At 47.9% G+C, this 26,105-nt stretch carries 22 protein-coding genes; 16 read left to right on the top strand and 6 right to left on the bottom strand.

Going from position 1 to position 26,105, the window contains the following annotated elements:
- Positions 1-17 precede the first annotated feature (17 nt).
- Positions 18-251, bottom strand: a complete 234-nt coding sequence (locus ACGF49_RS11360) for a hypothetical protein (protein ID WP_271859688.1) — start codon at positions 249-251, stop codon at positions 18-20.
- Between the two features lie 138 nt (positions 252-389).
- Here ACGF49_RS11360 and mobA point away from each other — a divergent pair, with 138 nt between their 5' ends.
- Both mobA and mobB read left to right on the top strand, forming a co-directional pair.
- A complete protein-coding gene (gene mobA / locus ACGF49_RS11355) occupies positions 390-980 on the top strand; it encodes a molybdenum cofactor guanylyltransferase MobA (protein WP_191214884.1) in 591 nt (196 codons plus the stop codon).
- Positions 977-1,495, top strand: a complete 519-nt coding sequence (gene mobB, locus ACGF49_RS11350; RefSeq protein WP_113043122.1) for a molybdopterin-guanine dinucleotide biosynthesis protein MobB — start codon at positions 977-979, stop codon at positions 1,493-1,495. Before mobA ends, mobB begins: the two co-directional genes overlap by 4 nt.
- Positions 1,496-1,601: 106 nt before the next feature.
- On the opposite strand, the gene ACGF49_RS11345 is transcribed toward mobB, so the two are convergent.
- From ACGF49_RS11345 to ACGF49_RS11325, 5 genes are all read right to left on the bottom strand, one after another.
- Entirely contained in the window at positions 1,602-2,993 is a 1,392-nt protein-coding gene (locus tag ACGF49_RS11345) for an amidohydrolase family protein (protein WP_113043123.1), read from the bottom strand.
- A 314-nt stretch (positions 2,994-3,307) separates the two neighbouring features.
- A complete protein-coding gene (gorA, locus tag ACGF49_RS11340; RefSeq protein WP_113043124.1) occupies positions 3,308-4,660 on the bottom strand; it encodes a glutathione-disulfide reductase in 1,353 nt (450 codons plus the stop codon).
- Between the two features lie 110 nt (positions 4,661-4,770).
- Complete coding sequence (locus tag ACGF49_RS11335) at positions 4,771-5,613, bottom strand: 23S rRNA (adenine(2030)-N(6))-methyltransferase RlmJ (protein WP_113043125.1); 843 nt, start codon at positions 5,611-5,613, stop codon at positions 4,771-4,773.
- Positions 5,579-5,818 (bottom strand): hypothetical protein, encoded by a 240-nt coding sequence (locus ACGF49_RS11330; protein WP_146748106.1) that lies wholly within the window; start codon positions 5,816-5,818, stop codon positions 5,579-5,581. Before ACGF49_RS11330 ends, ACGF49_RS11335 begins: the two co-directional genes overlap by 35 nt.
- Positions 5,819-6,378: 560 nt before the next feature.
- Positions 6,379-6,897, bottom strand: coding sequence for an Hcp family type VI secretion system effector (locus ACGF49_RS11325; RefSeq protein WP_113043126.1), 519 nt, complete (start codon positions 6,895-6,897; stop codon positions 6,379-6,381).
- Between the two features lie 933 nt (positions 6,898-7,830).
- On the opposite strand from ACGF49_RS11325, the gene tssB reads away from it, so the two are divergent.
- From tssB to tssM, 14 genes are all read left to right on the top strand, one after another.
- Entirely contained in the window at positions 7,831-8,328 is a 498-nt protein-coding gene (gene tssB, locus ACGF49_RS11320) for a type VI secretion system contractile sheath small subunit (RefSeq protein WP_113043127.1), read from the top strand.
- 23 nt (positions 8,329-8,351) lie between these two features.
- Positions 8,352-9,830, top strand: coding sequence for a type VI secretion system contractile sheath large subunit (gene tssC / locus ACGF49_RS11315; protein WP_387491009.1), 1,479 nt, complete (start codon positions 8,352-8,354; stop codon positions 9,828-9,830).
- A gap of 6 nt (positions 9,831-9,836) precedes the next feature.
- The gene (gene tssE, locus ACGF49_RS11310) at positions 9,837-10,277 is read left to right on the top strand and encodes a type VI secretion system baseplate subunit TssE (protein ID WP_113043129.1); all 441 of its coding nucleotides are present in this window, start codon (positions 9,837-9,839) and stop codon (positions 10,275-10,277) included.
- A gap of 1 nt (position 10,278) precedes the next feature.
- Positions 10,279-12,132 carry a type VI secretion system baseplate subunit TssF gene (tssF, locus tag ACGF49_RS11305; RefSeq protein WP_113043130.1) on the top strand — a complete coding sequence of 618 codons (1,854 nt, stop codon included), beginning with the start codon at positions 10,279-10,281 and terminating at the stop codon, positions 12,130-12,132.
- Positions 12,096-13,145 carry a type VI secretion system baseplate subunit TssG gene (gene tssG, locus ACGF49_RS11300; RefSeq protein WP_113043131.1) on the top strand — a complete coding sequence of 350 codons (1,050 nt, stop codon included), beginning with the start codon at positions 12,096-12,098 and terminating at the stop codon, positions 13,143-13,145. The genes tssF and tssG overlap by 37 nt, the downstream gene beginning before the upstream one ends.
- A 5-nt stretch (positions 13,146-13,150) precedes the next feature.
- Positions 13,151-14,437 carry a type VI secretion system-associated FHA domain protein TagH gene (tagH, locus tag ACGF49_RS11295; RefSeq protein ID WP_387491005.1) on the top strand — a complete coding sequence of 429 codons (1,287 nt, stop codon included), beginning with the start codon at positions 13,151-13,153 and terminating at the stop codon, positions 14,435-14,437.
- Positions 14,437-15,003, top strand: a complete 567-nt coding sequence (gene tssJ, locus ACGF49_RS11290; RefSeq protein WP_113043133.1) for a type VI secretion system lipoprotein TssJ — start codon at positions 14,437-14,439, stop codon at positions 15,001-15,003. Before tagH ends, tssJ begins: the two co-directional genes overlap by 1 nt.
- Positions 15,004-15,005: 2 nt before the next feature.
- Positions 15,006-16,358 (top strand): type VI secretion system baseplate subunit TssK, encoded by a 1,353-nt coding sequence (gene tssK / locus ACGF49_RS11285; RefSeq protein ID WP_113043134.1) that lies wholly within the window; start codon positions 15,006-15,008, stop codon positions 16,356-16,358.
- Positions 16,358-17,128 carry a type IVB secretion system protein IcmH/DotU gene (gene icmH / locus ACGF49_RS11280; protein WP_113043135.1) on the top strand — a complete coding sequence of 257 codons (771 nt, stop codon included), beginning with the start codon at positions 16,358-16,360 and terminating at the stop codon, positions 17,126-17,128. Before tssK ends, icmH begins: the two co-directional genes overlap by 1 nt.
- 10 nt (positions 17,129-17,138) lie before the next feature.
- Positions 17,139-19,766, top strand: a complete 2,628-nt coding sequence (gene tssH / locus ACGF49_RS11275) for a type VI secretion system ATPase TssH (RefSeq protein WP_228902636.1) — start codon at positions 17,139-17,141, stop codon at positions 19,764-19,766.
- Positions 19,763-20,563 (top strand): helix-turn-helix domain-containing protein, encoded by an 801-nt coding sequence (locus ACGF49_RS11270; protein WP_387491000.1) that lies wholly within the window; start codon positions 19,763-19,765, stop codon positions 20,561-20,563. Before tssH ends, ACGF49_RS11270 begins: the two co-directional genes overlap by 4 nt.
- Positions 20,560-21,207 (top strand): type VI secretion system-associated protein VasI, encoded by a 648-nt coding sequence (gene vasI, locus ACGF49_RS11265; RefSeq protein WP_228902906.1) that lies wholly within the window; start codon positions 20,560-20,562, stop codon positions 21,205-21,207. Before ACGF49_RS11270 ends, vasI begins: the two co-directional genes overlap by 4 nt.
- Positions 21,208-21,212: 5 nt before the next feature.
- Positions 21,213-22,646, top strand: coding sequence for a type VI secretion system protein TssA (gene tssA / locus ACGF49_RS11260; RefSeq protein ID WP_387490997.1), 1,434 nt, complete (start codon positions 21,213-21,215; stop codon positions 22,644-22,646).
- Positions 22,643-26,105, top strand: a 3,463-nt coding sequence (gene tssM, locus ACGF49_RS11255; RefSeq protein ID WP_387490994.1) for a type VI secretion system membrane subunit TssM, incomplete at its 3' end; no start/stop codon positions are given. The genes tssA and tssM, both read left to right, overlap by 4 nt.

Below are 26,105 nucleotides of genomic sequence, written 5' to 3'. Positions count from 1 at the left end.
GTGTTAATTCCCGGAAATTAAAAGCAGACTGGTTTGTTAGCACATTCTATTCTCTTGATTAATCTGTAATAACGGCTATACCCGTCATCTTTCAAGTTGCCTCTTTGTTGGCTGCACTCACTCACCCCGGTCACATAGTTACCTATGCTCCCGGGGATTCGCTCCTTTGCCGTCGCGATGCATCTTGAAATCCATAGGGTTATATACAAATTAACAGGGATGACCACATAGAGAAAGGATTGCTCTGTCAATAAGCGTAAAGATGACCCTTTTATCAGCACGTTATCTGGTGAGCTTATTTTAAAAATGCTCAGTTAAACCCAAATAATCAAGCTGAAAAGCAGTTATTATTAGTGGTAATAACTACCTCAGTTGATAACTTGAACATTATGCAACCAAAAATAAGCGGCGCAATCCTTGCTGGAGGTCGCGCCACCCGTATGGGCGGCAATGATAAAGGGTTAATTTTTTTAAATAAAAAACCACTGTACCAACATATTGCGGATAAGCTATTTCCACAAGTAGATGAATTAATTATCAACGCGAACCGCAATCTGGATATTTACCGACAAAGTGGTTATCAAATTGTTCCAGATTTAACACCAGACTTCTCTGGCCCCCTTTCAGGCATACTGACAGCCCTAAAATCAGCTAGTTACGATTGGGTTATATTTGTTCCTTGTGATGTACCAAATCTCCCTACTGATTTAGTCATTCGCTTATGGCAGGGAAAACAGCAAGCATTGGCAGCCTATGTAAATGATGGCAACCGGGCTCACCCTACCATCGCTTTACTACACCGCAGTCTGACTTCTCAATTAGAAAATTATTTGGCTAACGGTGATCGCAAATTAATACTGTTTATGCATAAGATCAGAGCGATCGCCGTTCAATTTGATGATAATCCCATCGTCTTTACTAATCTGAATACACCGGAAGATTGCCAACATTGGGAGCATATACAGGAGATCAAAAAATGAGTACCAAACCGCTTCCGCTACTAGGTATTACAGCCTATAGCGGAACAGGAAAAACCACACTTCTCAAACAAGTGATTCCACTATTACGTCAACGGCAAATCCGGGTTGGTCTGATAAAACACACTCATCACGATATGGATGTGGATAAACCGGGCAAAGACAGTTATGAACTGCGCAAAGCCGGTGCAGAACAAACTCTGGTTGCCAACCAACAACGCTGGGCGTTAATGACAGAAACGCCAGATTTGATGAAAGTAGATTTGAACTATCTTGCCAGCCGTTTTGATCTAAATTTACTGGATTTGATTCTAGTGGAAGGTTTTAAAGATGAGCCAATCAACAAGATCGTTCTATACCGCAACACTCTTAACCACCGATTAAGCGATCTTCTTGATCAACATGTGATTGCTGTTGCCAGTGATGAAAAATTGGAGACTATTTTGCCACAATTGAATATCAATCAACCTGAACAGGTAGCTGATTTTATTGTCGAATGGCTGAATATGGAACGTTAAGTCACTTCCGCCTGCGCCCAGTCATGTGAAAACTCCCGAAACACAGGCAGAAGACCAAAAACAACTATTGATAAGGGAATAATTGACCGATTGTACTTCTTTTGGATCAAGACCTGATTACAACACCAGCCACCAAACGCCCCTGATGGAACGTCGCCTGACGGGCAGGCAAACGTGCCACGGCCTCAGCAGAACAACTCGCTGCCACCAAGACAAATTCCGCCTTATCACCTACCCGCGGCCAAATACGCTGCCCCTGGTCATTAAGCGGCAACACACCGCCAGTAGCAATAGCCATAGCGCGGGAAAGATGAAATTCATCTGAGCCACGGTACAACTGCGCGTACAAATTCGCCTTTTCCAACATATCACCCGTGCCAAACGGCGACCAGTGATCAATCACACTATCAGTACCCGTCATAATAAATACCCCTTTAGCCATGAGTTGCGGCAACGGCATCATCAAGCTACCAATAGGCACTGTGGAAGCTATCGTGATTTGCTGCTCCGCCAAACGGGAAGCGGTTTCTGCTAGTTTCCCCTCATCCAATGCGGTCAGGGCGAAGGCGTGGCTGATAGTGACCTTACCACGCAAAGCGGATATCTTCTCCACCGTATCAATCATATAGTTGATAGCAACAACACCCGCTGGGCTTATCTCATGCAGATGAATATCCACACCAGCGTTATTATCGAGTGCAATCTGGAACATAGTATCCAGTGATTTTTCCATCGCAGCGTCCACGCTAGTAGGGTCCAACCCACCAACATACTGTACCCCCATTTGCATCGCCTCACGCATCAGTCCCTCCACTTTGGAGTGCAGCAAACCGTGCTGAGGAAAAGCAACAATTTCACAACTGAAATCATCACGGTGATTATCTAACGCATACTGCAAATGCTCCAGGCTCTTCAAACCACTAACCGGATCAATATTACAATGGCTACGGGCTACCGTACTGCCCTTGGATTGCAACAGAGCGATCAAACCCTCCGCTCGTTGCTGTGAAGTAGGCAGTAGTTTGGGGATCAGAGTTTGTTCCTGAGCGATCATATCCATAATGGTTTTACCCTGGCGGGGTAACGGTGCCTGCCACGGACCACCGTAGAAAGTCTTATCTAGATGGATGTGCATATCACGGAAAGTAGGCAACAACAGCTGTCCCTGCGCTTGATAGCATGGCAAATGCGTATTTAGTAGCACACTCGCAGCATGGATTGCAGCGATCCGACCATCTTTGATTTCCAATGTATATAATGCGGTACGTGTGCCAATCACAATATCGCCATTATATTCAAACCCATCCTCCAATAGCACATCTCTCAGATAGTAATGGCTATCAATAAGGGTAGTCTGCATCAATGATGTATTAGCGGCAGTGGTTGATGGTATAGCCTGCACTATCCCCCCGGTCAAGGAAATCGCCGCACAAGCGGTAGTGAATTTACCCGTTTGGCTGAGAAAAGCTCTTCGGCTTTGCTGCTGAGTTTTTTCCACATTTAAGTCCTTATTTGAATCCTCAAAAAAGCTCACTGAATGTGACTGATTCCCACCCTATCAAGGGGTTACGACAGTTTTTGCTAAAGAATTAGACATTGAATGACAAGATGATTGTAGCATTTAGCCAACCACGTCAATCATCTTGTAATGAACAGGTATAATATTAAATCCACACAAACAATATACGCTTCCGTGTGTTTCATTCGTTTGTGCACAAATCCTTACACCTACCTCTGATAAGAGAGATTAATAAGAGAAAGGCCGAATGAAATCGGCCTTTAGAAAAATGTTATCGATAGGACTCAACAATATCACCGCATCGTTACAAACTCTTCCGCCGCAGTGGGATGGATTGCAACCGTGTTATCAAAGTCTTTCTTCGTTGCCCCCATCTTCAATGCAACAGCGAAACCTTGCAGCATTTCATCCATTCCGAAACCGATACCATGAATGCCAACAATCTTCTCTTCCGGCCCGACACATACCAATTTCATCCGGCACGGCTGGCGATGTTGAGTGACAGCGGTATACATTGCAGTAAAAGAAGATTGATAAGTTTTCACCTGCTCTTCACCAAATTGCGCTTTCGCCTGAGGTTCAGTCAGCCCCACAGTACCAATAGGCGGATGGCTGAATACGACAGTTGGAATATTGGTGTAATCCAGATGTTCTTCTGGTTTATTGTTAAACAAGCGCTCAGACAAACGACGACCTGCTGCAACCGCTACAGGGGTTAATTCCACAGCACCGGTGTTATCACCTACTGCATAAATACCTTTCACATTCGTGTTCTGGTATTCATCAACTTTGATGTAGCCTTTTTCATTCAACTCAACACCAGCTACAGACAAATTCAGATTATCCGTTGCGGGCTCACGGCCAATAGCCCAGATTAGGGTATCAACGGTTTGTTCTTTGCCATTTTGCAGTTGCAAGGTCAAGCTACCATCCGTATTTTTACTTACTGATTTTGGCACCGATTCTGTATGCAAAGTAGGTCCTTCGGTATTGATAACTTCCAAGAGTGTTTCAACAATCATCGGATCAAAAGAACGCAACGGTGCATGTTGACGCACAAATAGATGAGTTTCACTACCAAGAGCATGCAATACACCAGCAATTTCTACGGCGATATAGCCTGCGCCAACAACCGCAACCCGCTTTGGCATCTCTTCCAATGCAAAAAAACCATCAGAATCAATACCATATTCTGACCCTGGTATATCAGGCCGCACAGGGCGGCCACCTGTCGCAATCAGAATATGATCTGCGGTGATTTTTTCACCATTCACTTCAACCGTATGTGCATCAACAAAATGGGCAAACCCTTGGATCACATCAACTTTATTGTTGCCCAAGCCACGTCCATAAGACTGGTGGATACGATCGATATAAGCAGTGCGACTGGCAATGAGTGTCTTCCAGTTAAAGCTGTTGATTGTCGTATCAAAGCCATAATCTGGCCCATATTGGTGGATAGATTCAGCAACTTGCGCTGCATGCCACATCACTTTCTTCGGAACACAGCCCACATTGACACACGTTCCACCCAATGCCTTAGCTTCAATTAGGGCACATTTCTGCCCGTACATAGCCGCACGGTTAATTGACGCTATGCCACCACTGCCACCACCAATCGCTATATAGTCGTAATGTTTGCTCATCCGGATTGTTTCCATCTAATCAATTCAAGGGAGTTAATACCCAAAGCCTATTATGGCAAAAAATATCAAGCAGTCGTGATGGTTTTAGCTCTCGCTGCCATTGTTAAAAGCTATTCTGGCACCACCCATTTAACCAAGGTGTGACCCATTCCTTCCGGCACCAGAACCTGATGTAACCACGGCAACACCGATTTCATCTGCTGTTCCAGTTTCCAAGGTGGGTTAATCACTATCATGCCAGAGGCGGTCATACCTCGCTGATCGCTATCAGGCCGGACAGCCAACTCAATTTGTAGAATACGGCGAATGCCAGTTGCTTCCAGCTCTTTAACCAGTCGTTTGATTTGCTGGCGTAACACCACTGGATACCACAATGCATAAACACCGGTTGCAAAACGTTTATAGCCTTCCTGAATAGCCTGTACGACCGCTTGGTAATCCGATTTCAGTTCATAAGGTGGATCAATAAGAATGAATCCGCGGCGACTCAGTGGTGGCAATTGTGATTTTAATTGCTGATAACCATCTTCACGCACAACCCTGGCGCGGTTATCACGGGAGAATTCATTACGTATTAGAGGAAAGTCACTCGGATGCAGTTCTGTCAGATTGAACTTATCATTCTGTCGTAACAAATGGCGGGCGATTAAAGGCGATCCTGGGTAGTAACGTAAGTTGCCACTCTGATTCAGTGCAGCTACTGCACTCATATAAGCGTTCAACTCCTGCGGTAAATCTTCACGCTGCCAGACGCGGGCAATCCCTTCCAGATATTCACTGGTACGTTCAGCATGTTCACTACTGAGTTGATAGCGGCCCGCACCGGCATGCGTATCCAGATAGAGAAAAGGTTTCTCTTTTTCTTTAAGAGATTCAATGATCAAGCTTTGTACAGTGTGTTTCAGTACATCAGCATGATTACCAGCATGAAAACTGTGACGATAACTTAGCATTAATTTCAGACCCCAGAGCAGAGAATAGGTTGATTGCCAGATAGAATACCTGACAACTAAAAACCCATCCCAGTAGATGGGACAGATGATAAGGCCCTATTATAGCCCTATTAGCGACAAAAATGTCAGACTCCTCACCTTTACTCCTATACCCGTTATCCTTCAAGTTGCCTCTTTGTTGGCTGCACTCGCTCACCCCGGTCACATAGTTACCTATGCTCCCGGGGATTCACTCCCTTGCCGTCGCGATGCACCTTGAAATCCATAGGGTATAGCGATCCCTTTAATCATATTAATTAAAATTTAGGATAAGTGAAAAATTCTGCCCGGACCTAATGTGATATTTAATGAGTAATGTTATCTGCATTTTCACTGAAAATCATAAGTAGTATTTACGTAATTACAAACAACAAGAATTGTGTAATTAAAAAAACAAGACATTAAACGAACAATTAAATATACAAGATCTTATGTTGATGTTCACGAAATCACCAATCAGGAACAGAGATTGAAAAATGTTAACACTCACTATATGGAAAAATAATCAAAAGAAAAGCCAGAAAAAATGACCAAATGTTATCGAGAGCATTAAGTAATATCGTTAAATAGTACGTGTAAAAAATGAAAGGGAGAGAAAGAAAAAAAATCAAAAAAGCTGAAAGAAGTTGAAGACAGTTATTAAAAATCTTCAACTTAAAATAAAGAAAAATTAAGCTTTTCAGCCAATGAAGAGATATTTCATTGGCTGAATGATTATATTACCTATCAGGCAACAATAGGTGCACGCCAATCATCTGCGCCGGAAGTACCTGCGGTTGTATGCTCCCAATTAATCTTACGATAAGACAGAGAAACACGAACCAGCTGAGTAAATTCAGATTTTGTTGGGTCCTGACAATGAGGCATTTGGCAATCAATGTCGATAATAGTGGCATCTTCCAACTGCGTCGTGAAGAAATGCTCTTGTTTCCCTTCAACAGAAGTGCGATACCATTTCAATACTACACTCGTCAGCATTTCACCCGAAGCCAACGCGTTATAAAGCAATGGAACAGATTTATTTAATGCAACTGTAAAACGGAATGGTTTATGAGCACGCTGACCTGAAGGCTGACCTGATTGAGGATCAGTGGGTACGGTGACGACATGATCAAATGCTTGAACCAGCATTTCATCTTCGTGGCCCTGAACGTAAATATTGCCTACTGATTCAGCAGTGAATGAACCCGCAGTAATATTGCCCTGTGTTTTTCCATTGATGGAAATATAACATGGAGTTGGCATAGAAATATCCTTTATAGAGATTGTGTCAACATTAAGGTAGCGATCATATTAATTTCAACAGTGATTATTTCATGTTGGGAAAAATCACTGGCGAATGTATTGAACGCTGTAACGGATAATAAATACCAACCCGCTCGTTTCAAAATAAAATATAAATTGCAAAATCATTGAACCATCACCAACAAATAAAAATATTATAATTAATGCCATTTTAAAGTAATGATTCTATTATTGTCTTTATTTTAAGTGTAATCAACTATAAATGCCAGTTTGATTGTTAGCTATAATTTCATATCTATATGAAATTAAAGTATTTTTATGATTTATGTCTAAATTATATTTTGTTCAATTAAAAATTGATAACTGGATCAAAAAATTAAACTTTTCCACTTGGTTAATAATGGGAATAATATTTCCATTATTAAATTAACTTACAAAATGTAAACAAAAATACACTTAGAAATACTTTGTTACATAATGAAACAAAAAATCACAAAATGTCATAAATATAAAAAACGCATGCTGTTCTATACCTATTATGGAGTACTTAAAACAAGGGCTTAGTTAAGAAAGAATCAGGATGTAACTTATTGCTAAATAAAATAAAATCATCAAAAGGCCAAATAGAGAGGTATATCTACATATATTTTAGCTTTACAATAAAAAAACAAAATGCGAAACTCTGCTTTGCAGAGCACATCTATATTGATGCTATTGCTCGATGAGTAAGAATATTCTGAATTCCGTATTTATCTATATGCTCATAAAAGTCAGCTTACTATCCAACTCAATGCAGTGAATCTCCCGTTTTTTAGTCAGGGGAAATTTTATGTTCTCCGTCACATATAGGTAGGTATCAAGGGCAATTCTCTCATCAATATTGTTATCAGATAATTCCTAATTGACTAATTGTATTACCCAAAGGATTTAAATATGAGTAAAAATAGTTCAGGTAGCGTAGCGCCGAAAGAAAGGATTAATATCAAATACGTTCCGAATACCGGTGATCAAGTCGCCGAAATTGAATTACCCCTTAACCTACTTATCGTTGGTGACCTCAAAGGAACAAAAGAAGATACGCCAATTGAAGAACGGCAAGCTGTTTCTGTGAACAAGAATAACTTTAATGCCGTGATGAATGAGGCCAACATCAATCTCACTTTTAGTGTCCCCAATCGTCTTAATGATAATAACGGAGATGACCTGCCAGTTAACCTGGAAATAAAATCACTCAATGATTTTTCACCCGATAACGTGGCGAAGAAAGTGCCTGAATTAAATAAACTTTTAGAACTGCGTGAGGCGCTCGTCGCACTAAAAGGGCCACTAGGAAATATTCCGGCATTTCGCACCCGCCTACAGGAATTATTGGGTGATGAAAAAGTCCGCGAACAACTTCTAAAAGAACTTGAAATCGTCAATCAAAAGTAATTGACTGAAAAGGAGTTTTTAACATGTCCTTGCATGAAGAGAGCAGTACAACATTAACCCCAGGGTCCACGACTTCTTTGCTTGACGAGATCATGTCTCAAGCAAGAATGACGCCGGAAAATGATGGCTACCATATCGCGAAACAGGGTGTTGCCGCTTTTATCAGCAGCATTTTGGATACCGGTGCTAACGAAGAACCTGTCAACAAACTTGTCGTTGATAGAATGATTGTTGAGCTTGATAAGACACTCAGCGCTCAAGTTGATGAAATTATGCATGCCAAAGAATTCCAAGAGCTGGAATCATCATGGCGTTCACTGAAATTGCTGGTTGATCGCACCGATTTCCGTGAAAACATCAAAATCAACATTATCCATGCGACCAAAGAAGAGTTACTGGAAGATTTCGAATTTTCACCAGAAATCATCCAATCAGGTTTATACAAACATGTTTACTCGACAGGTTATGGTCAGTTTGGTGGTGAACCAGTTGCAGCGGTCATCGGTAACTATGCGTTCAGCAATAGCTCACCCGATATCAAACTGATGCAATATGTCAGTGCGGTTGGCGCAATGGCTCACGCGCCATTCCTCTCTTCCGTTGCGCCTGATTTCTTTGGTATCAGTAGTTTTACCGAGTTGCCAGCGATTAAAGATCTGAAATCTGTCTTCGAAGGTCCTGCACACACCAAATGGCGTGCGCTGCGCGAATCGGAGGATTCACGTTATCTTGGTCTGACTACACCACGTTTCTTGTTGCGTTTACCTTATTCAACCGTCGAAAACCCAATTAAAAACTTTAACTATCAGGAAGATGTCAGCAAAGATCATGAGCATTTCCTGTGGGGTAATACCGCTTATCTTCTGGCAACCTGTTTGACTGACAGTTTCGCCAAATATCGCTGGTGCCCGAATATTATCGGCCCACAAAGCGGGGGTACTGTCAGCGATCTACCGGTTCACCTGTTCGAAGCAATGGGGCAGATTCAGGCCAAGATCCCGACAGAAGTTTTGGTTACTGATCGTCGTGAGTTTGAATTGGCGGAAGAGGGCTTTATCACCCTGACAATGCGTAAGGGTAGTGATAATGCGGCATTTTTCTCTGCCAACTCAGTCCAGAAGCCAAAAGTTTTCCCGAATACTCGCGAAGGGAAAATGGCTGAAACCAATTACAAACTGGGTACTCAACTGCCCTATATGTTCATCATCAACCGCCTTGCACACTACATCAAAGTGTTACAGCGCGAGCAGATTGGTTCCTGGAAAGAGCGTCAGGATTTGGAGCGTGAACTGAACACTTGGCTGAAACAGTACATTGCCGATCAGGAAAATCCACCAACGGATGTCCGTAGCCGTCGTCCTCTGCGTTCTGCCCAAATTCAGGTTTTGGATGTGGAAGGAGATCCAGGCTGGTATCAAGTGGCAATGCAGGTTCGCCCTCATTTTAAATATATGGGAGCCAGCTTTGAGTTGTCACTAGTAGGGCGTTTGGATAAGGAGTAATGAGTGATGGCCGCGCTGTACAGTTGGAATAGAGAAGGCTCTGCCAGCTTGTTCGAGCGTATTCAGGGGAAGAACTCCGGTTCTTCCCGCCAATCAAGAATGCGTGAACTGCTCAACTCTATAAAACGGCACCTGAATCATGTGCTCAATACCCATCCGGGTGCTTGTCAGAGTGCGACTGATCTTGGCGTCATTGATCTCAATGACGCCACAACCACGGCAACTGACTTTAAACAGAGTATTGAGCAGGCAATAGAGCACTGCATCAGAAATTATGAACCGAGAATATCGTCAGTCACTGTCAATGCAATCCACGATGATAGTGATCCGCTGTTGTTATGTTTTCACATCAGCGCCCAGGTATCCCTGGATGATATTCATGACGTTGTTGAATTTAACATTCAACTGGATAACAACCGGCGTTATTGCCTAGAGAGGACTCAATAAAATGTCACTTGAAAAATATTTTAGAGAGGAACTGGATTACCTCAGACAATTGGGGCGACAAGCTGCAATTGAACATCCTCACCTCGCCTCATTTTTGTCTGAACAAGGCTCTGACCCGGATGTTGAGCGTCTGCTAGAAGGATTTGCCTTTCTCGCGGGTAACTTACGGGCAAAAATTAATGATGAATTCCCTGAACTCACTCATGGATTGTTGCATATGCTATGGCCCAATTACCTGCGGCCAACGCCTAGCATGACCATTATCCAATATACACCTGATGATAATGCCATCAAACAAGCGACGCAGATCCCGCGTGGAACTCAAATCAAAAGCCGTCCGCTGGCGGATGATAGCGAAAATGATGAGGATGAAGATAATTACTTAAGCAATACCAAGACTCAAAAAACAGGCCAAGACAATCATCGCTGTACTTTCACTTTATGCCGTGATGTTTGGCTGCTTCCGATGTCTGTCCGGGGCATTTCAGTCAATAATAGTAATGAGCAGGGTGTCATCAGTCTAAATTTCACCTCAAAAACAGAGCTTACCTTACCAGAACTGCAACTTGATAAGCTGCGTTTTTATCTAAGCGGCGATGATTACAGCAGCACACAACTCTATTTCTGGCTCAGTTACTACCTTAAAGACGCAAAACTTGTCGTCGGCGATACCACCATTTCATTACCGAATTTCGACTTCGTTCCAGTGGGTTTTAATCGGGAAGACGCCCTATTGCCGTACCCGAAAAATGCTTACATGGGTTATCGCGTCTTACAAGAGTACTTCTGTTTTTCCGAAGGTTTTCTATTTTTCGATGTTACTGGCATCCCTAAATTACCGGCGGATCTTAAAGCCCAAGATTTCACGCTGGATCTCTATTTCTCAGAAGCACTGCCACCAGAAATCAAAATTCGCCAAGATACTTTTCGGTTGCATTGCGTTCCGGCAATCAATCTCTTTCCAATGGATAGTGAAGTTATTCAATTGGATGGTAGTCAGGACGAATATCCATTAAGAACCAGCTATAGCCATCCTAATCGCTATGATATTTTCTCCGTGGATAAAGTGGAAAGCTATCTGACCAATAATGACGGTACATTTGACCGCAGCCGAGGGGTGGAGCGGATCTATGTGCCATTTGAAAGCTTTCATCATCAGATCGAACATGAAAGCGAACTCAATACGCGCTATTTCCGTATTAAGGTTAAAGAATCGCCCTTTCGTAACGGGCTTGAACACTATATCTCTTTCGTACGTGGCGATGCGTCATTGCTGCTGGAATTGGAGCGTAGTGAAAGTATCTCTATCCGACTAACTTGTACTAACCGCGAATTACCCCTGCAACTCCGGGTAGGTGATATTAATTACACCTCAGCGGGAAGCCCTTCATTTGCGCCATTTCATAACATAACCCGCCCATCCGTTCCACTCTATCCACTGCTGAGCGGCAAGTATCACTGGGAGCTTATTTCCAATATGTCACTGAACTATATGACACTATTGAACAAAGATGCATTAAAGGAGGTACTGAGTACTTACGATCTCCCCAGCCGATATAACCGACAATCCTCACGATCATCACAAAAACGGCTAGATGCAATTGAACGGATCGAAACGAGGCAAATAGATCGACTATTTAAAGGTCTCCCGGTACGTGGTTCGGAATCAACATTGTATATCCGGCAACAGGCTTTCTGTTCTGAAGGAGAGCTCTATATGTTCGGCACCATACTGTCACGCTTCCTTGCGTTATATGCCAGCATTAACTCCTTCCACATGTTGAAGGTGATCAATCTAGATAATCAGGAATGCTATCAATGGCCGGTACAAATAGGTCAACATGCGTTGATGTAACAGATAACAACTCGTCAGCAAAACGCTCGTTGGATGTATCAAAATACGATTTTTATCAATTGGTCGAATTACTCAACCAATTGGCGGTAGCGTGGGAAAAAACTGGGCAAACTAATCGTCCTGACCGTGAAGCAATCTGTTTTACATCCAGTGCCAGCCTGGCTTTTCCAACTAGAGATATTGTTTCTGTAAAACGTACCAAACAAGGTCGTTTTCATGTAGAAGTCTCTTTCCTTGGGCTACATGGTAGCCAGTCTCCCATACCTGGTTACTACCTTGATTCGCTGGCATGGGAAGACGCCCAGGATGAAAACCGACTGACAGACTTTTTGAATGTTTTCAATCACCGTTCAATCGTTATGCTCCATCAGATCTGGCGGAAATATCGCTATTACATCTGTTTCGACAAGAATGGGCAGGATGATTTTTCTCAGCGTATGTTCTCTCTAGTAGGACTTGGCAGTCGTGTGAACCGTACTCATTTAAAAATCAACCATAGCAAAATGCTAGCCTATGCAGGTCTGTTAGCTAACCCGGGCCGATCACCAGAAGTGATATGCAGCCTGGTTTCACATTGCTTTGATTTGCCAGATGTTACTGTTCATGGCTGGCAATTACGGAAAGTCGCCATTCCCTCATCACAACAAAACCGTTTGGGTGAAACGCTGACAATAGATGGTGAGAAAAATACGGAAATGTCCGTATTAGGTGAAAACTTCACCATCGGATCATGGGTAAAAAACTACAATAGTAAGTTTATGTTATGCATCAACGATCTATCCCGTGAACATTTCCTGTCATTTCTTCCCGACGGCAAAAATTTCCTACCACTGGTGATGTTTATCTGTTTTGTCCTGCGTGATCAATTGGCTTGGGATCTGCGTCTTGGCTTGGCTGAAAACCAAGCAGGCGGCATGGTGCTTGGCACGAAATTAAACAATAACCTGGGGTGGACCAGCTTTCTCGGCGAGCCGGAAAAGAAACCTTTTATCACGATTTCAGTGAGTGGATAAAGACGATGGAAAAACAACAGCCAACCCTTTCATTACGAGTACTCAATAGTGATCAACTGGAAAGCGGTAAATCCGCCAGTTGCCTATTCTCCACTCAAGGTGGCACTGTCGGCAGCAGTAAGAGCCATCTTTGGTCCATTCAGGATCTGCAAGGCAATATCGATCCTTCACAATTTACTATTCAGTGGCGAGATGGCGCATTCTGTCTACAAATGATCGCTGGCCCTCTATCTGTGAATCAATCACCATTGACCTCTGGTGTTAGCGTCATCCGACTGCAACAAGCGGATGAAATTACCATTGGTAAACTGGTGATCAAAAGTTATATCAGTTTTTCCGACGCAGATCGCATTGATCCCATGACAGTATCACCGGAATCACTGGTCTCTAGCTATAGCAATCCACTGGACGCGATGATGGAAAAAAAACCTGTCCAGGATACCGCGTTCACCGATCATGATTCTTTGGCACCCACGATTAAGCACGATTTCAGTCACGATCCGCTTAAGGTTCTCGATAGTGAAAATCTAACCACACTGGACCAGACCTTAGAGAATGACGACATAACCCAAAGCCTACAACAGGGCCATTACCAAGCTCCATTATTCTTCTCTCCCCTCTCAGATAACAGAGGCAATGCTATGGATCGGGATTTTGTTGATTTACCGAATATCTCTTCACCTTTAAGTGAAGAGTACCAGGACATGGAACAGCAACATGTGGCTATCACCCCACTGATGCGAGGGTTGAACACACAATTGCCTTTGCATAACAGCCAACAGGCTAACGACTTTCTGGAAGAAATGGGTAAGACCATGAAAGCGGCAATTGAAGGTCTACTGGTACTGCAACGTACACAGCATGGGCTGCGCGATAAGCAATTGCGCCCTATCGAAGATAATCCGCTACGGCTGAACATGGACTACAACACCACTATGCAGGTGATGTTTGCGGATCAAAAAAGCCCAGTACATCTCTCTGCCCCTTCCGCTGTCGCTGAAAGCTTACATAACCTGCAATTGCACTATCAGGCTAACCGGATTGCGATCACTGCCGCCTTGAACACCATGCTAGATGCTTTCTCACCGGAACACCTACTGGGCCGTTTTGCCCAGTACCGCCGCAGCAATGAGATACAGGAAAAAAATGCAACCTGGGCATGGGAAATGTACACCAGCTACTACCGCGAACTGGCTTCCAGCCGCCAACAGGGATTCGAAAAACTGTTCGGTGAAGTCTATGAGCAAGCTTATGACCGTGCTCTGCGTCAAGGTTTAGAGGATAGCCAGTAATGAAGCGCTCCGGCGGTAATACCTCATGGTCCGGTAGCTATACCGTATGGTTTATATTGCTGGCAGCGCTGATATTAAGCGGCTGTAGCAGTGCATGGCAAGCAACGAAGAAAGTCGGACAGGTAGTCTGGGACCCATCAACTCCTGTCGGTCAACCTGCGAACTTACCTTCCACCGTCGCGATAACTTTGCTGGCAGAACCTGATATCAACCCCAATAAAAATGGAGAAGCCACTCCGGTTGAAATGCATCTGCTCTATCTCAGTGAAGATTCCCGTCTACTTGCCGCTGATTATGACCAACTGGCGAGTGACAAACTGGATAAAGCGCTGGGGAAAAATTACATCGACCATCAGGATTACACCTTATTGCCGGGGCAGTACAAACCACTGCCAGTCATCCCGCTGGAAAAAAATAGCCGTTACATCGGCGTTATCGTTCGCTATGCCGATATTAATCAATCCGAATGGAAAAAGGTCATCCGTGTGAAAGACACAGGACAGCAATACCACATTCTGGTGCATATCAGAGCGAACGAAGTTGAACTTAGAAAAGAGGAGCAATAATTATGTCAGGTAAAAATCGGGTGATTTGGCGCGAAGGATTATTCATCAAGCCACAACACTTTCAGCAACAACAAAAACATAATGACTATCTGGCTCATAGCCGCCTGACAACCTTTATCGAACACTATTACGGTTTCAGTTCCCTGACTATCGACAAAGATCTTCTTGCTCTTGGGCGTATCAGTATTACCGAAGCCAGCGGTATTATGCCGGATGGCACTATATTCTCGATTCCCCATCAGGATGCCACTCCCCAACCGCTTAATGTGATCGATATTAACGGGCCTGGCAGCAAAAATATCTACCTGGCACTCCCCATAACTAACGATACCTTTAATGAAATCTCCCATCCTGAATCCAGGCATGCTGGGGCTGTACGTTACCGTGCACATATAAATAATATCCGTGACTTGCATACGGATGATGGTGATGTCAGCCCCGTCACTCTGGCACAACTGACACCGATTTTGAAACAGGGATCAGAAGACCTCAGTGCTTTTTCCCTGCTGCCACTATGCCGGATAAAAGAGGGGGTTAAAGGTGCAGCCCTCGCTCTTGATGAGGATTTCATCCCAACTTGTACTGCTGTCAAAGTGTCCGAAAAACTGCAACGCTATATGGGTGAAATAGAAAATACACTAACGGAACGAGCTCAAACTCTTGCGAAGCAGATTGGTTCACCTGGTCAGCAAGGCGTTGCTGATGTGTCTGAATTTATGATGCTCCAGTTACTTAACCGAGTTCATCCCTGGTTTACCCATTATTCTAAGCAAGCTCTTCTTCACCCTCAGGACTTCTTCACCCAAGTTCTCCAAACTTGGGCTGAATTGAAAACATTTACGGATAAATCCCGTTTGGTCGGCAATGTACTAAATTATGATCATAGCAATCTGACTGACACATTCCTGAACCTCATGCGTCACATGCGCCGGGAAATGAATGTCGTTCTGATGCCACGAGCAATCGCCCTACCGCTACAGATTCAGGGGAATGGTTTCCGGGTAGCAACTATCCATGATCCCGATCTATTACACAAAGCAGCTCTCATCTTGGCCGTTCGCGCGCAGATTCCACAGGAGCAGTTACGCCGACAGTTCGTTCAGCAGATCAAAGTTGCATCGCAGGAAAAAATCCGCGAAATGGTCAGCGTCCAGTTACCCGGGGTCGCTATAGAGGCGCTTTCCGCCGCTCCACGTCAATTGCCTTATCACGTCGGCTACACCTATTTCTGTTTTGATCAACAAGGTCCGGCATGGCAAGAGATTTTGAAGGGCAACTCCATCGCTTTCCACGTTTCAGGAGAATTCCCTGGATTAGATATGCAACTCTGGGCAGTCAGTAACGGGATTGATTAATGAAAACTGAAACCATAAATGACAATCCTATTCCGACGCAGGAAGTCACTGATAATACTGTGCATCTTCAGTATCAGTTACCGCTACGCGGAGAAAGCCTAAACCCGATGATCGATGCCGCTACACCGCTGCTCGGCATGGTCATGCGTCTAAAAGACATGGGTGAGCAACCACTGCCGGACCAGCTTTATCAGCAGGTCGTTACTGATATTCAGGCAATTGAACAACTTCTACAAACCAAAGGTTATGAGCCGGGCGCCATTATCTCTTTTCGCTATACGCTCTGTACCTTCATTGATGAAACCGCATTGGGTCATGGTTGGAATAGCAAGAATGAGTGGTTACAACAATCACTACTGGTTCGATTCCACAACGAAACTTGGGGTGGTGAAAAAGTCTTTCAATTGTTAGATCGTTTGATGGGTGAACCGCAGCGCTATCAACATCTGCTGGAGTTTATCTATCTCTGTTTCTGCCTCGGTTACCGTGGTCGCTATAAAGTTGCTTCGCAGAAAAGTGATGACTTTGAACGTTTATTCCGTCGATTACACCAACAACTGCACGCGTTGCGGGGCGAAGCTCCTTCCATCATTCTCCACAGTAACGCCAATGAGCGTAATGATCGCTATCGCTTGGGTAAACGTCTGACCATTAAACATCTGTTCTGGAGCGGTATTACGCTGCTCGCTATCGTTTATGGCTTCTATGCTATCCGTCTGCACAACCAAACCCAGAACATCTTACAACAGCTAAATAACTTACTGAGCTAGGAAAGAACCGATGATTCAGATTGATCTACCTACATTAGTTAATCGCTTAAATCCGATGACTCGGCACGCTCTGGAAGCGGCGGCGGCGCAGTGTGTCAGCCAACAGCAACCTGAGATCACGGTTTCTCAGCTACTACTGCAAATGATCAACACGCCCCTTAGTGATGTCAGAGCGATCTTCAATCAAGCCGAAGTAGACAGCGATTTGTTGAAAGAGCAACTTGATCAGATGATCCCTCACCATCAAGCAATGGTTCAGGCCTATCCTAGCTTTTCTCCAATGCTGGTGGAGTGGTTACAGGATAGCTGGCTGTTAGCATCAACTGAGATGCAGCATCAGGAATTGCGCAGTGGTGTCATGCTGATGACCTTGCTGTTCAGCCCGTTACGTTACCTGACACCACAATCCTCACGTCTTTTATCGGGCATAAACCGCGAATTGTTACGCCAGAATTTTACCCAATGGACCGCGGGTTCTGCCGAACAACCGGTTGTGGAAAACGATAAAAACGGACAAGGCAAGGCTGCCGCCGGCAGTGATAGCTTGCTTGCCCGTTTTACTCAAAATATGACAGAACAAGCTCGTCAGGGAAAACTCGATCCTGTTCTATGCCGTGACAGAGAAATCGACCTAATGATCGATATTCTCTGCCGGCGCCGTAAAAACAACCCGATTGTGGTGGGTGAAGCAGGCGTCGGTAAAAGTGCGCTCATCGAAGGGTTGGCTTTGCGCATTATCGACAACCAAGTGCCGGAAAAACTGCGTAACAGTGAATTGATGACGCTGGATCTGGGAGCGCTACAAGCGGGTGCGGCGGTAAAAGGGGAATTTGAAAAACGTTTCAAAGGCATTATGAATGAAATAAATCAGTCATCCGTACCGATTATTCTGTTCATCGATGAAGCTCATACCCTGATTGGCGCCGGTAATCAGCAAGGCGGACTGGATATCTCCAACCTGCTAAAGCCCGCTCTGGCACGGGGCGAATTGAAAACAATTGCTGCGACCACGTGGGGCGAATACAAAAAATATTTCGAAAAGGAGGCTGCCCTATCCCGCCGTTTTCAATTAGTTAAAGTGGCCGAACCGACTGCGGAAGAAGCCATCATTATTATGCGTGGCCTGCGGGCAATCTATGAACAATCTCATGGCGTACTAATCGATGATGAAGCACTAAAAGCCTCTGCGGTATTAAGCGACCGTTACCTCTCTGGACGCCAGTTGCCAGACAAAGCCATTGATGTGCTGGATACCGCCTGCGCCCGCGTTGCCATCAACTTGACTTCACCGCCGCGCCAAATTTCTGCCCTGAAAAACCAACTGCATCAGCAACAAATGGAATCAGACGTGCTGGCAAGGGAACAGCGCATGGGACTCAACCAGCATACGGATAGACTGGATGAACTGCGGCAACAACAGCAGGAAGCCACGGAGAAATTGGCTGAATTGGAAGCCAGTTGGCAGCAACAACAGCTATTAGTTCAGCAAATTATTGAACTACGCCGTCAACTATTAACCGATAAGGCAGAAGAGAGCGAAGCCGCCGCCGAGGTAACAACTGACGAGTTGATTGCACAATTGGCTGAACTCAATGAACAGTTGGAACAATTACAGCAACAACAAACGCGCGTTTCGCCTCATGTGGATAAGAACCAGATTGCGGCGGTTATCGCTGAATGGACTGGCGTCCCCCTTAATCGCCTGTCACAGAGTGAACTTTCCGTGGTGACTGAACTGCCAATGCATCTGGGACAAAGCATCAAAGGACAAGATCTCGCGATTAAATGCCTGCATCAACATTTGTTGACTGCCAGGGCGGACCTACGCCGTCCCGGTCGTCCATTGGGCGCCTTCTTGCTGGTAGGGCCAAGTGGCGTCGGTAAAACTGAAACCGTTTTACAGATTGCCGAATTGATGTTTGGCGGACGTCAATATCTGACCACTATCAATATGTCAGAATTTCAGGAAAAACACACCGTTTCCCGCCTGATTGGCTCGCCTCCAGGCTATGTTGGATATGGGGAAGGCGGTGTACTCACCGAAGCGATTCGCCAGAAACCTTATTCCGTCGTCCTACTTGATGAAGTGGAAAAAGCCCATCCTGATGTACTGAACCTGTTCTACCAAGCTTTTGACAAAGGTGAGTTGGCCGATGGGGAAGGCCGAGTGATTGACTGTAAAAATGTGGTCTTCTTTTTAACTTCCAACTTGGGCTATCAAACTATCGTCGATAACGCCGATAAACCGGAAGAGATGAATGACCTGCTTTATCCTGAACTGGCGGCCTTCTTCAAACCCGCATTACTGGCGCGAATGGAAGTGGTGCCTTATCTACCGTTAGGACACGACACCCTAAAAACCATTATTCAGGGCAAACTGGCGCGCCTTGATAACTTATTGCGTCAACGCTTCAATGCCGAAATCACCCTGAGTGATGACGTCGTTGAAGAGGTACTGCAACGGGCAACCCGTGCTGAAAATGGCGCGCGCATGCTGGAATCGATCATTGATGGCGCTTTGTTACCACCGTTATCCCTGCTGTTGTTGCAAAAAATGGCGGCCGGAAAACAGATCAGCGCTATCCAGCTCACCGTTAACGACCATCAATTCAACGCGGTGGTTGAGGAGATACCATGAAACAACGGCTGAAAAGCGCATTAGCGTTACTGGAAAATGACTCTATCGAGCAACTGGTTCATCACTTTCTGGAGGTGAATCACCAACGCCAGCGTTTTGACGCCTTGCTGGTCTCTCTGCTTAACGTGAATGAAAACCGTCTGGAATGTTACCGGCTGCCGGCGCCAAACCAGATAAGCGCGCTGCAACTGGATGTGAATATCGGTGATATCAACCATCCACTGGTACAAATCTTGTACAAGGGGACCCCGACGACGTGGGGATCACTCAATCAAGGGGTACGAATAGACAATCGGAACTTTCGTCTCTTCATCGAAGAACTCCCTCATCGCTGCGGCCTACATGCCATTCCGTTGTTTAACTGCAACGGGCAGGCATGTGGCGTGATTGCTGTTTTCGCCAAAGATGTCAGTCGTTTTGCTGACGATAGCAACATGTTTTACATCTACTGCCATGTCATGCAACACCGATTGAAAAAATTGCAGGAACTGGAACAACTGCGTGAACAATTGCGCCAGATCCGCCAGGTTTTTCAGACACAGCGCCAGAAAGAAAAACAGCTTGATGAGTTACTGGCTTCGTTAAGCACCACCGCTGAAAACAAAACATCAGCCAGCGTCTCTCACGATTACAGCAAAATTGACAACTTACTTCAGGCACTCGAAGAGTTCGAATGCGCAGTACTGATACAACGCCAACATATTTACGGCAATAACACCAAACAGATTGCCGAAAGCTTAGGTATCGCACCACGTACACTGACTTACAAACTGGCGAAATACAGGTGTAAATTATGAGTTTTCTGTTACTGGTCAGTTCACTAATCGCCTCTCTGACAGGCAAACCCGATATTCAGCCAGATCAGGAAACCCCAACAGCGCCTTCACTACCCGCTTTACTGCAATGCCGGGCAGAACCGTCGCCGTTGGTTAGACTCGATTGCTACGACCGTCTATTGGATAAAGTCGATAATATTGCCGTTATCCCGTTAGAAAAAACTGGCCCTGTTTGGCGACAGGCAATGGAACAGGAGATGAAACGAACTGACCATTCAACCGGCTTTATCACCACCCAATCTGAAAGCATACCGACTCGCGTCATACTGACCACACCCGCAATGGGTGTTCCACCACCACGGCCAGTACTGATGCTGAGTTGTATCGATAGCATTACCCGAATACAAATTGCCCTGGCTAAACCACAAGATAGTGGCACTGTAATGATTTCGACAGAAATCACCCAATTCAGTGCTGACTGGTTCTTGCGTGAAAACGGCTACCTGCTGGAATCCAGCCGTGGATTACCGGGCATTGAAGAACTCAAACGACTGATGACAGGAAAAACCCTGACCATCAAAACCGGCAACGGAAACCGAATGACATTTAACATTTCTCAACTGGAACAGGCGGTGAAACCTTTACGCTCCGCCTGTCGCTGGTGATCTCAATGGATATCAGGAAACAATTTGACTGGCAGGGCCTCCTGCTGACCCCCCTGCCGGATGAACTCATCAGCCGGGCGCTGGATGAAAACGAACCCGCCTGGGAATATATCGACGGGGAGATGGTTAAGCTGGGATCGCTAACCCATTCCAGCATCAATATTGAAGAGATCCAGCGTCAGGCGCTGCAACTGTTCAGCGAAAAAAGCAAAGATTTCAGACTGATGGTTCATTTACTGCGGACACTGCAACACGGCAGTCACCCCGCTGAACTCATCCTGGCAATGGAGCTGTTGGCCGATTACATCCCGCATTACTGGCAGGCAGCCTGGCCACAAAAACCTCAGCTCAAGCGCCGCCTGGCCCAACAGGTGATTAAACGTTTTGACTCTGCGCAACCCGGCTTCTGCGAACAGGCGGATGAAACGCAGCGCGAAGAGGCACAGGGCGCACTGGCGCATCTGGCACAATGCTGGCATACCGACGAACCGGCACTGGCTAAAGAGATCGACCGGTTACGCCCCCGCTACGCCCGTAAACCTCAGCCCAAACCGGTCGCCGCGCCGGCTGAACCGGCAGAAACAACGGCACAATCGGCAAACACGTCAGCACGGACATCCCCCCCTATACCGGATGTCACTGTAGACAGTACCGGTGAAAAAGCCTGGAAACAGACGCTCCTGACCGTGGCCGACCTGCTATGCGAACGCCAGCCTGATGCCCCGGTGGGTTACCGTCTGCGTCGTTATGCCATCTGGCACGCACTGACTACGGCACCGATGGCGGATAGCGCCGGCAAAACACCACTGGCGCCGACGTCGGCAGACCGTACCGCAGATTATCTGGCGAAACTCCCGGCGGCGGATAACGCCCTGCTGCAACAGATAGAACAGAGCCTGACACTGGCCCCTTACTGGCTGGACGGGCACGCTATCGCGGCGCAGGCCGCCGGGAAACTGGGTTACCACGCCGTCGCTGACGCTATCGGCGATGAACTCCGGGCCTTTCTTGACCGCCTGCCGGTCCTGCAAAACCTGTCTTTCTCTGATATGAGCCCCTTTATCTCAGACGCCACGCTGAACTGGCTGCATCCTCCGGCAACCGCCACCGTCAGCCACGGCACCACGCAGGAACAGGACGCCATCTGGCACTGTTTTCAGCAGCACGGTCTGGAAGCCGCCCTAAAAGCGGCGGAACAATATCAGCAACACCTGACCGAACCCCGAGATCAGTTCTACGGTCAGTTACTGACGGCACAGTTACTGGAGCAGGCGGGCATGAACGCGCTGGCACAACAACATTACCGCCAGCTGCGCCAGGCCGGACAGCACCTGTCACTCGCCGACTGGGAACCCGGCCTGCTGGCGGCGCTGGCCGAAAAATCCCCGATGACCGCCCCCGCAAAGGCGACGACAGCAAACAGGAGCGTTAACTCATGAACTGGCTTTCTCTACTGCTGAAAAATATCAAAAAACCGGCGATGTCGCGTCTGCCGCCACTGAAAGCCACCGCCTCGCTGATACTGGCCCTCCTGCCCTGTCTTGCCCTTATCTGGCTGTGGTGGTGGGGACCCGGCTGGCAGTTCAAACAGACCCACCCGCTGGAAACGCTTTCTGCCCGCTGGCTGGCGACGGTCGTCATCCTCCTGCTGGCCCTGAGTTTTGTCGGGATAAAAATCTGGCGCCGCCTGCGCCAGCTTGAAAAGCTTAAGCTGGAGGTGGAACTGAAAACCGTCGATCCGGTGCTGGCTGACATCACCCGTCAGGACAGGTATCTCCATCACTGGAAAGCCCGGCTGCAACGCCATCTGGGAACCTGGGATTATCTCTACCAGCGCCCCTGGTACCTGGTGATGGGCAACACCGGCAGTGGTAAAACCTCACTGATTCAGGAAGGTTACCGGCTGACTGACATTGCCGCGCCGGACACCCTGAGCGGGGAAGAGGCACTGCCCCTGCATCTGCGCTGCTGGCTGGGGGAGAAAGCCGTCATCATTGACCCGGACGGCTTCCTTATCGACCAGCTATCGCCGCCGGACGACCCCAAACCTCAACTGCCCGCCCGCCTGTGGCAGGCCCTGCTCGCCTGGCTGACTGAAAACCGTCAGCGCCAGCCGCTCAACGGCATCATCCTGACGGTGGACATTCACCGCTTACTGACCGACAACAAAGCCCAGCGGGAACAGGTTATTGCCGCGCTTCACCTGCGCCTGCAGGATCTGCGATTAACCCTGCATCATCATCTGCCTGTCTATCTGGTGCTGACCAAACTCGACCGGCTGCACGGTTTCAGCGCCGCCTTTCAGTCACTGGACAGGCCGCAGCGCGCCCAGATCCTGGGCGTCACCTTTAGCCTGAACGCGCAGGACGAGCAGCGCTGGCGCGCGGAGCTGGCACAGTTCTGGCACCAGTGGATGCAGCAGCTCAACGCGGCCATGCCGGACATGATGCTCAACAAAGTCGACAGCAGTCAGCGCAGCCCGCTGTTCAGCTTCACCCGCCAGATACAGGGGCTGCACAGCTATCTGGTGCCGCTGCTGGAGGGGCTCCTCGCCAGCGGCGGCCCGGCACAGCCCGGCCTGCGGGGGGTTTACCTCACCTCGTCCCAACAAATCGGCCAGATGGATGACCTGTTTACCCAGTCTGCCGCGGCGCAGTATCACCTGGGGCCGCAGGCTTTTCCCACCTGGCCGGTGGCGGACACCGTGCCCTACTTCACCCACGCGCTGTTTGAAGAGGTCCTGCTGGCCGAACCGAATCTGGCGGCGGAAAACCGCCTGTGGTTAAGCCGCCACCGCCACACACTGCTGACCTTCTCCACCGTGGGCGCCGGGGTGGCGCTGGCCCTGTGGACCGGCTGGCACGCCGCCTATCAGAAGAACTACCGGGCCGGCGACGAGGTCCTGGCGCAGGCCAAAACCTTCCTGTCGGTGCCGCCCCCCAAAGGCGAAGACCGTCTCGGCAATTTACAGCTTCCCCTGCTCAATCCTCTCCGCGAAGCCACCCTGGCCTACGGGGATTACCATCAGAAAGGGCTGCTGGCGGATATGGGGCTTTATCAGGGCGCGGCGGTCGGCCCGTATGTGGAAAACACCTACCTGCAACTGTTGTCTCAGCGCTTTCTGCCGGCCTTAATGAACGGCCTGCTGGATGACCTGAACCGGGCGCCGAAAGGCAGCGAAGAAAAACTGGCCGTCCTGCGCATCATGCGGATGCTGGAAGATGGCAGCGGCCGCCATAAATCGCTGGTGGAACACTATATGCAGGCGCGCTGGAGCCAGGCTTTTAATGGCCAGCGCCCGTTACAGGCGCAGTTACTGACGCATCTGGACTATGCGCTGGATCACACCGACTGGCGGGCCGCGCGGGAGGCGGGCGACCCGGCCGCTATCAGCCGCTTTGCCCCTTACCAGCGGCCGATGATAAATGCCCAGAAAGAGCTGAGTCAGCTCTCTATTTATCAGCGGGTCTATCAGAACCTGCGCATTAAAGCCCAGGATGCACTGCCGCCGCCCCTCAACCTGCGCGACCAGATTGGCCCGAGCTTTGACCGCCTCTTTATGGCCAATAATGACAAGCAACTGATTATCCCGCAGTTCCTGACGATAAACGGCCTGAACAACTACTTCGTCAAGCAGGACGACCAGTTGATCGACCTCACCGTTATGGACAGCTGGGTCCTGAACCTGTCGCATAACGTGCAATACAGCGACACGGACCGCAAAGCAATCCAGCGCCAAATCACCGAGCAGTACCTGGGGGACTACACCGCCACCTGGCGCGCGGCGATGAACAACCTGGATATTCGTGACTTTACCGATATCCCGCAGGCCATCAGCGCCATTGAACAGGTCATCAGCGGCGAGCAGCCCATCAGCCGCGCCCTGCAAATCCTCAGCGACAACACCCGCCTGCCGGGGATTGACGAGACGCTGCCGGCCAAAGCCCAGCAGGCGTTACGCGATACCCCGGATTACCGTCTGCGGGCGCGCATCAACCGGGAATTCGCGCCGGAAACCGCGGTGCTGGTGGAGCACGGCGATAAAAACAGCACCTTACAGGGGGTTTACCAGAAACTGGTGGCGCTGCACCGGTACCTGCTGGCGATTCAGAACGCCCCGGTTCCGGGGAAAGCCGCCCTCATCGCCGTTCAGCAGCGGCTGGAACAGCATAACGACGACCCGATTTTCGAAGCGCGGCAGCTGGCAAAAAACCTGCCGGCGCCGCTCAACCGCTGGGTCGGCGAGCTGGCCGAACAGGCCTGGCGGGTGGTGATGCGGGAAGCCATCCGCTCGCTGGAAATCGAATGGCACGACACCGTCGTCAGACAGTACCAGACCTACCTGGCCGGCCGCTATCCGTTCAACCCGGACGCGACGGAGGATGTGCCGCTCAGCGAGTTCGCGCGGTTCTTCCGGCCCGGCGGCACGCTGGATGCCTTCTATCAGCAGAACCTGAAACCGTTTGTGGAAAACAACCTGACCCACAGCGCGGACGGCCAGCAACTTATCCGCCCGGATGTGCTGGAACAGCTGAAACGGGCCGACCGTATCCGCGACACCTTCTTCTCGCCGCAAAACGGTCTGGGGGTCCAGTATGCCGTTGAGCCCCTCAGCCTGACCGGCAATAAACGCCGCAGCCTGCTCAATCTCGACGGCCAGCTGCTCGATTATGCCCACGGCCGCAGCAGCATCGCGCACCTCATCTGGCCCAACGCGATGCGGGCCGGGGTGGAAAGCCAGCTCACGCTGATACCGGACGCCAGCGGCAAATCCCCGCGCGCCATCCGCTTCACCGGCCCGTGGGCCCAGCTGCGCCTGATTAACAGCGGCAAACTGACTAATGTGCGTCAGGATGCGTTTGATGTGCGGTTCACCGTGGACGGCGGCGACATGACCT

The organism is Photorhabdus sp. RM96S (assembly GCF_042879335.1).
Taxonomy (GTDB): Bacteria; Pseudomonadota; Gammaproteobacteria; order Enterobacterales; family Enterobacteriaceae; genus Photorhabdus; species Photorhabdus kayaii.
This window is presented reverse-complemented; position numbering and strand designations above follow the sequence as displayed.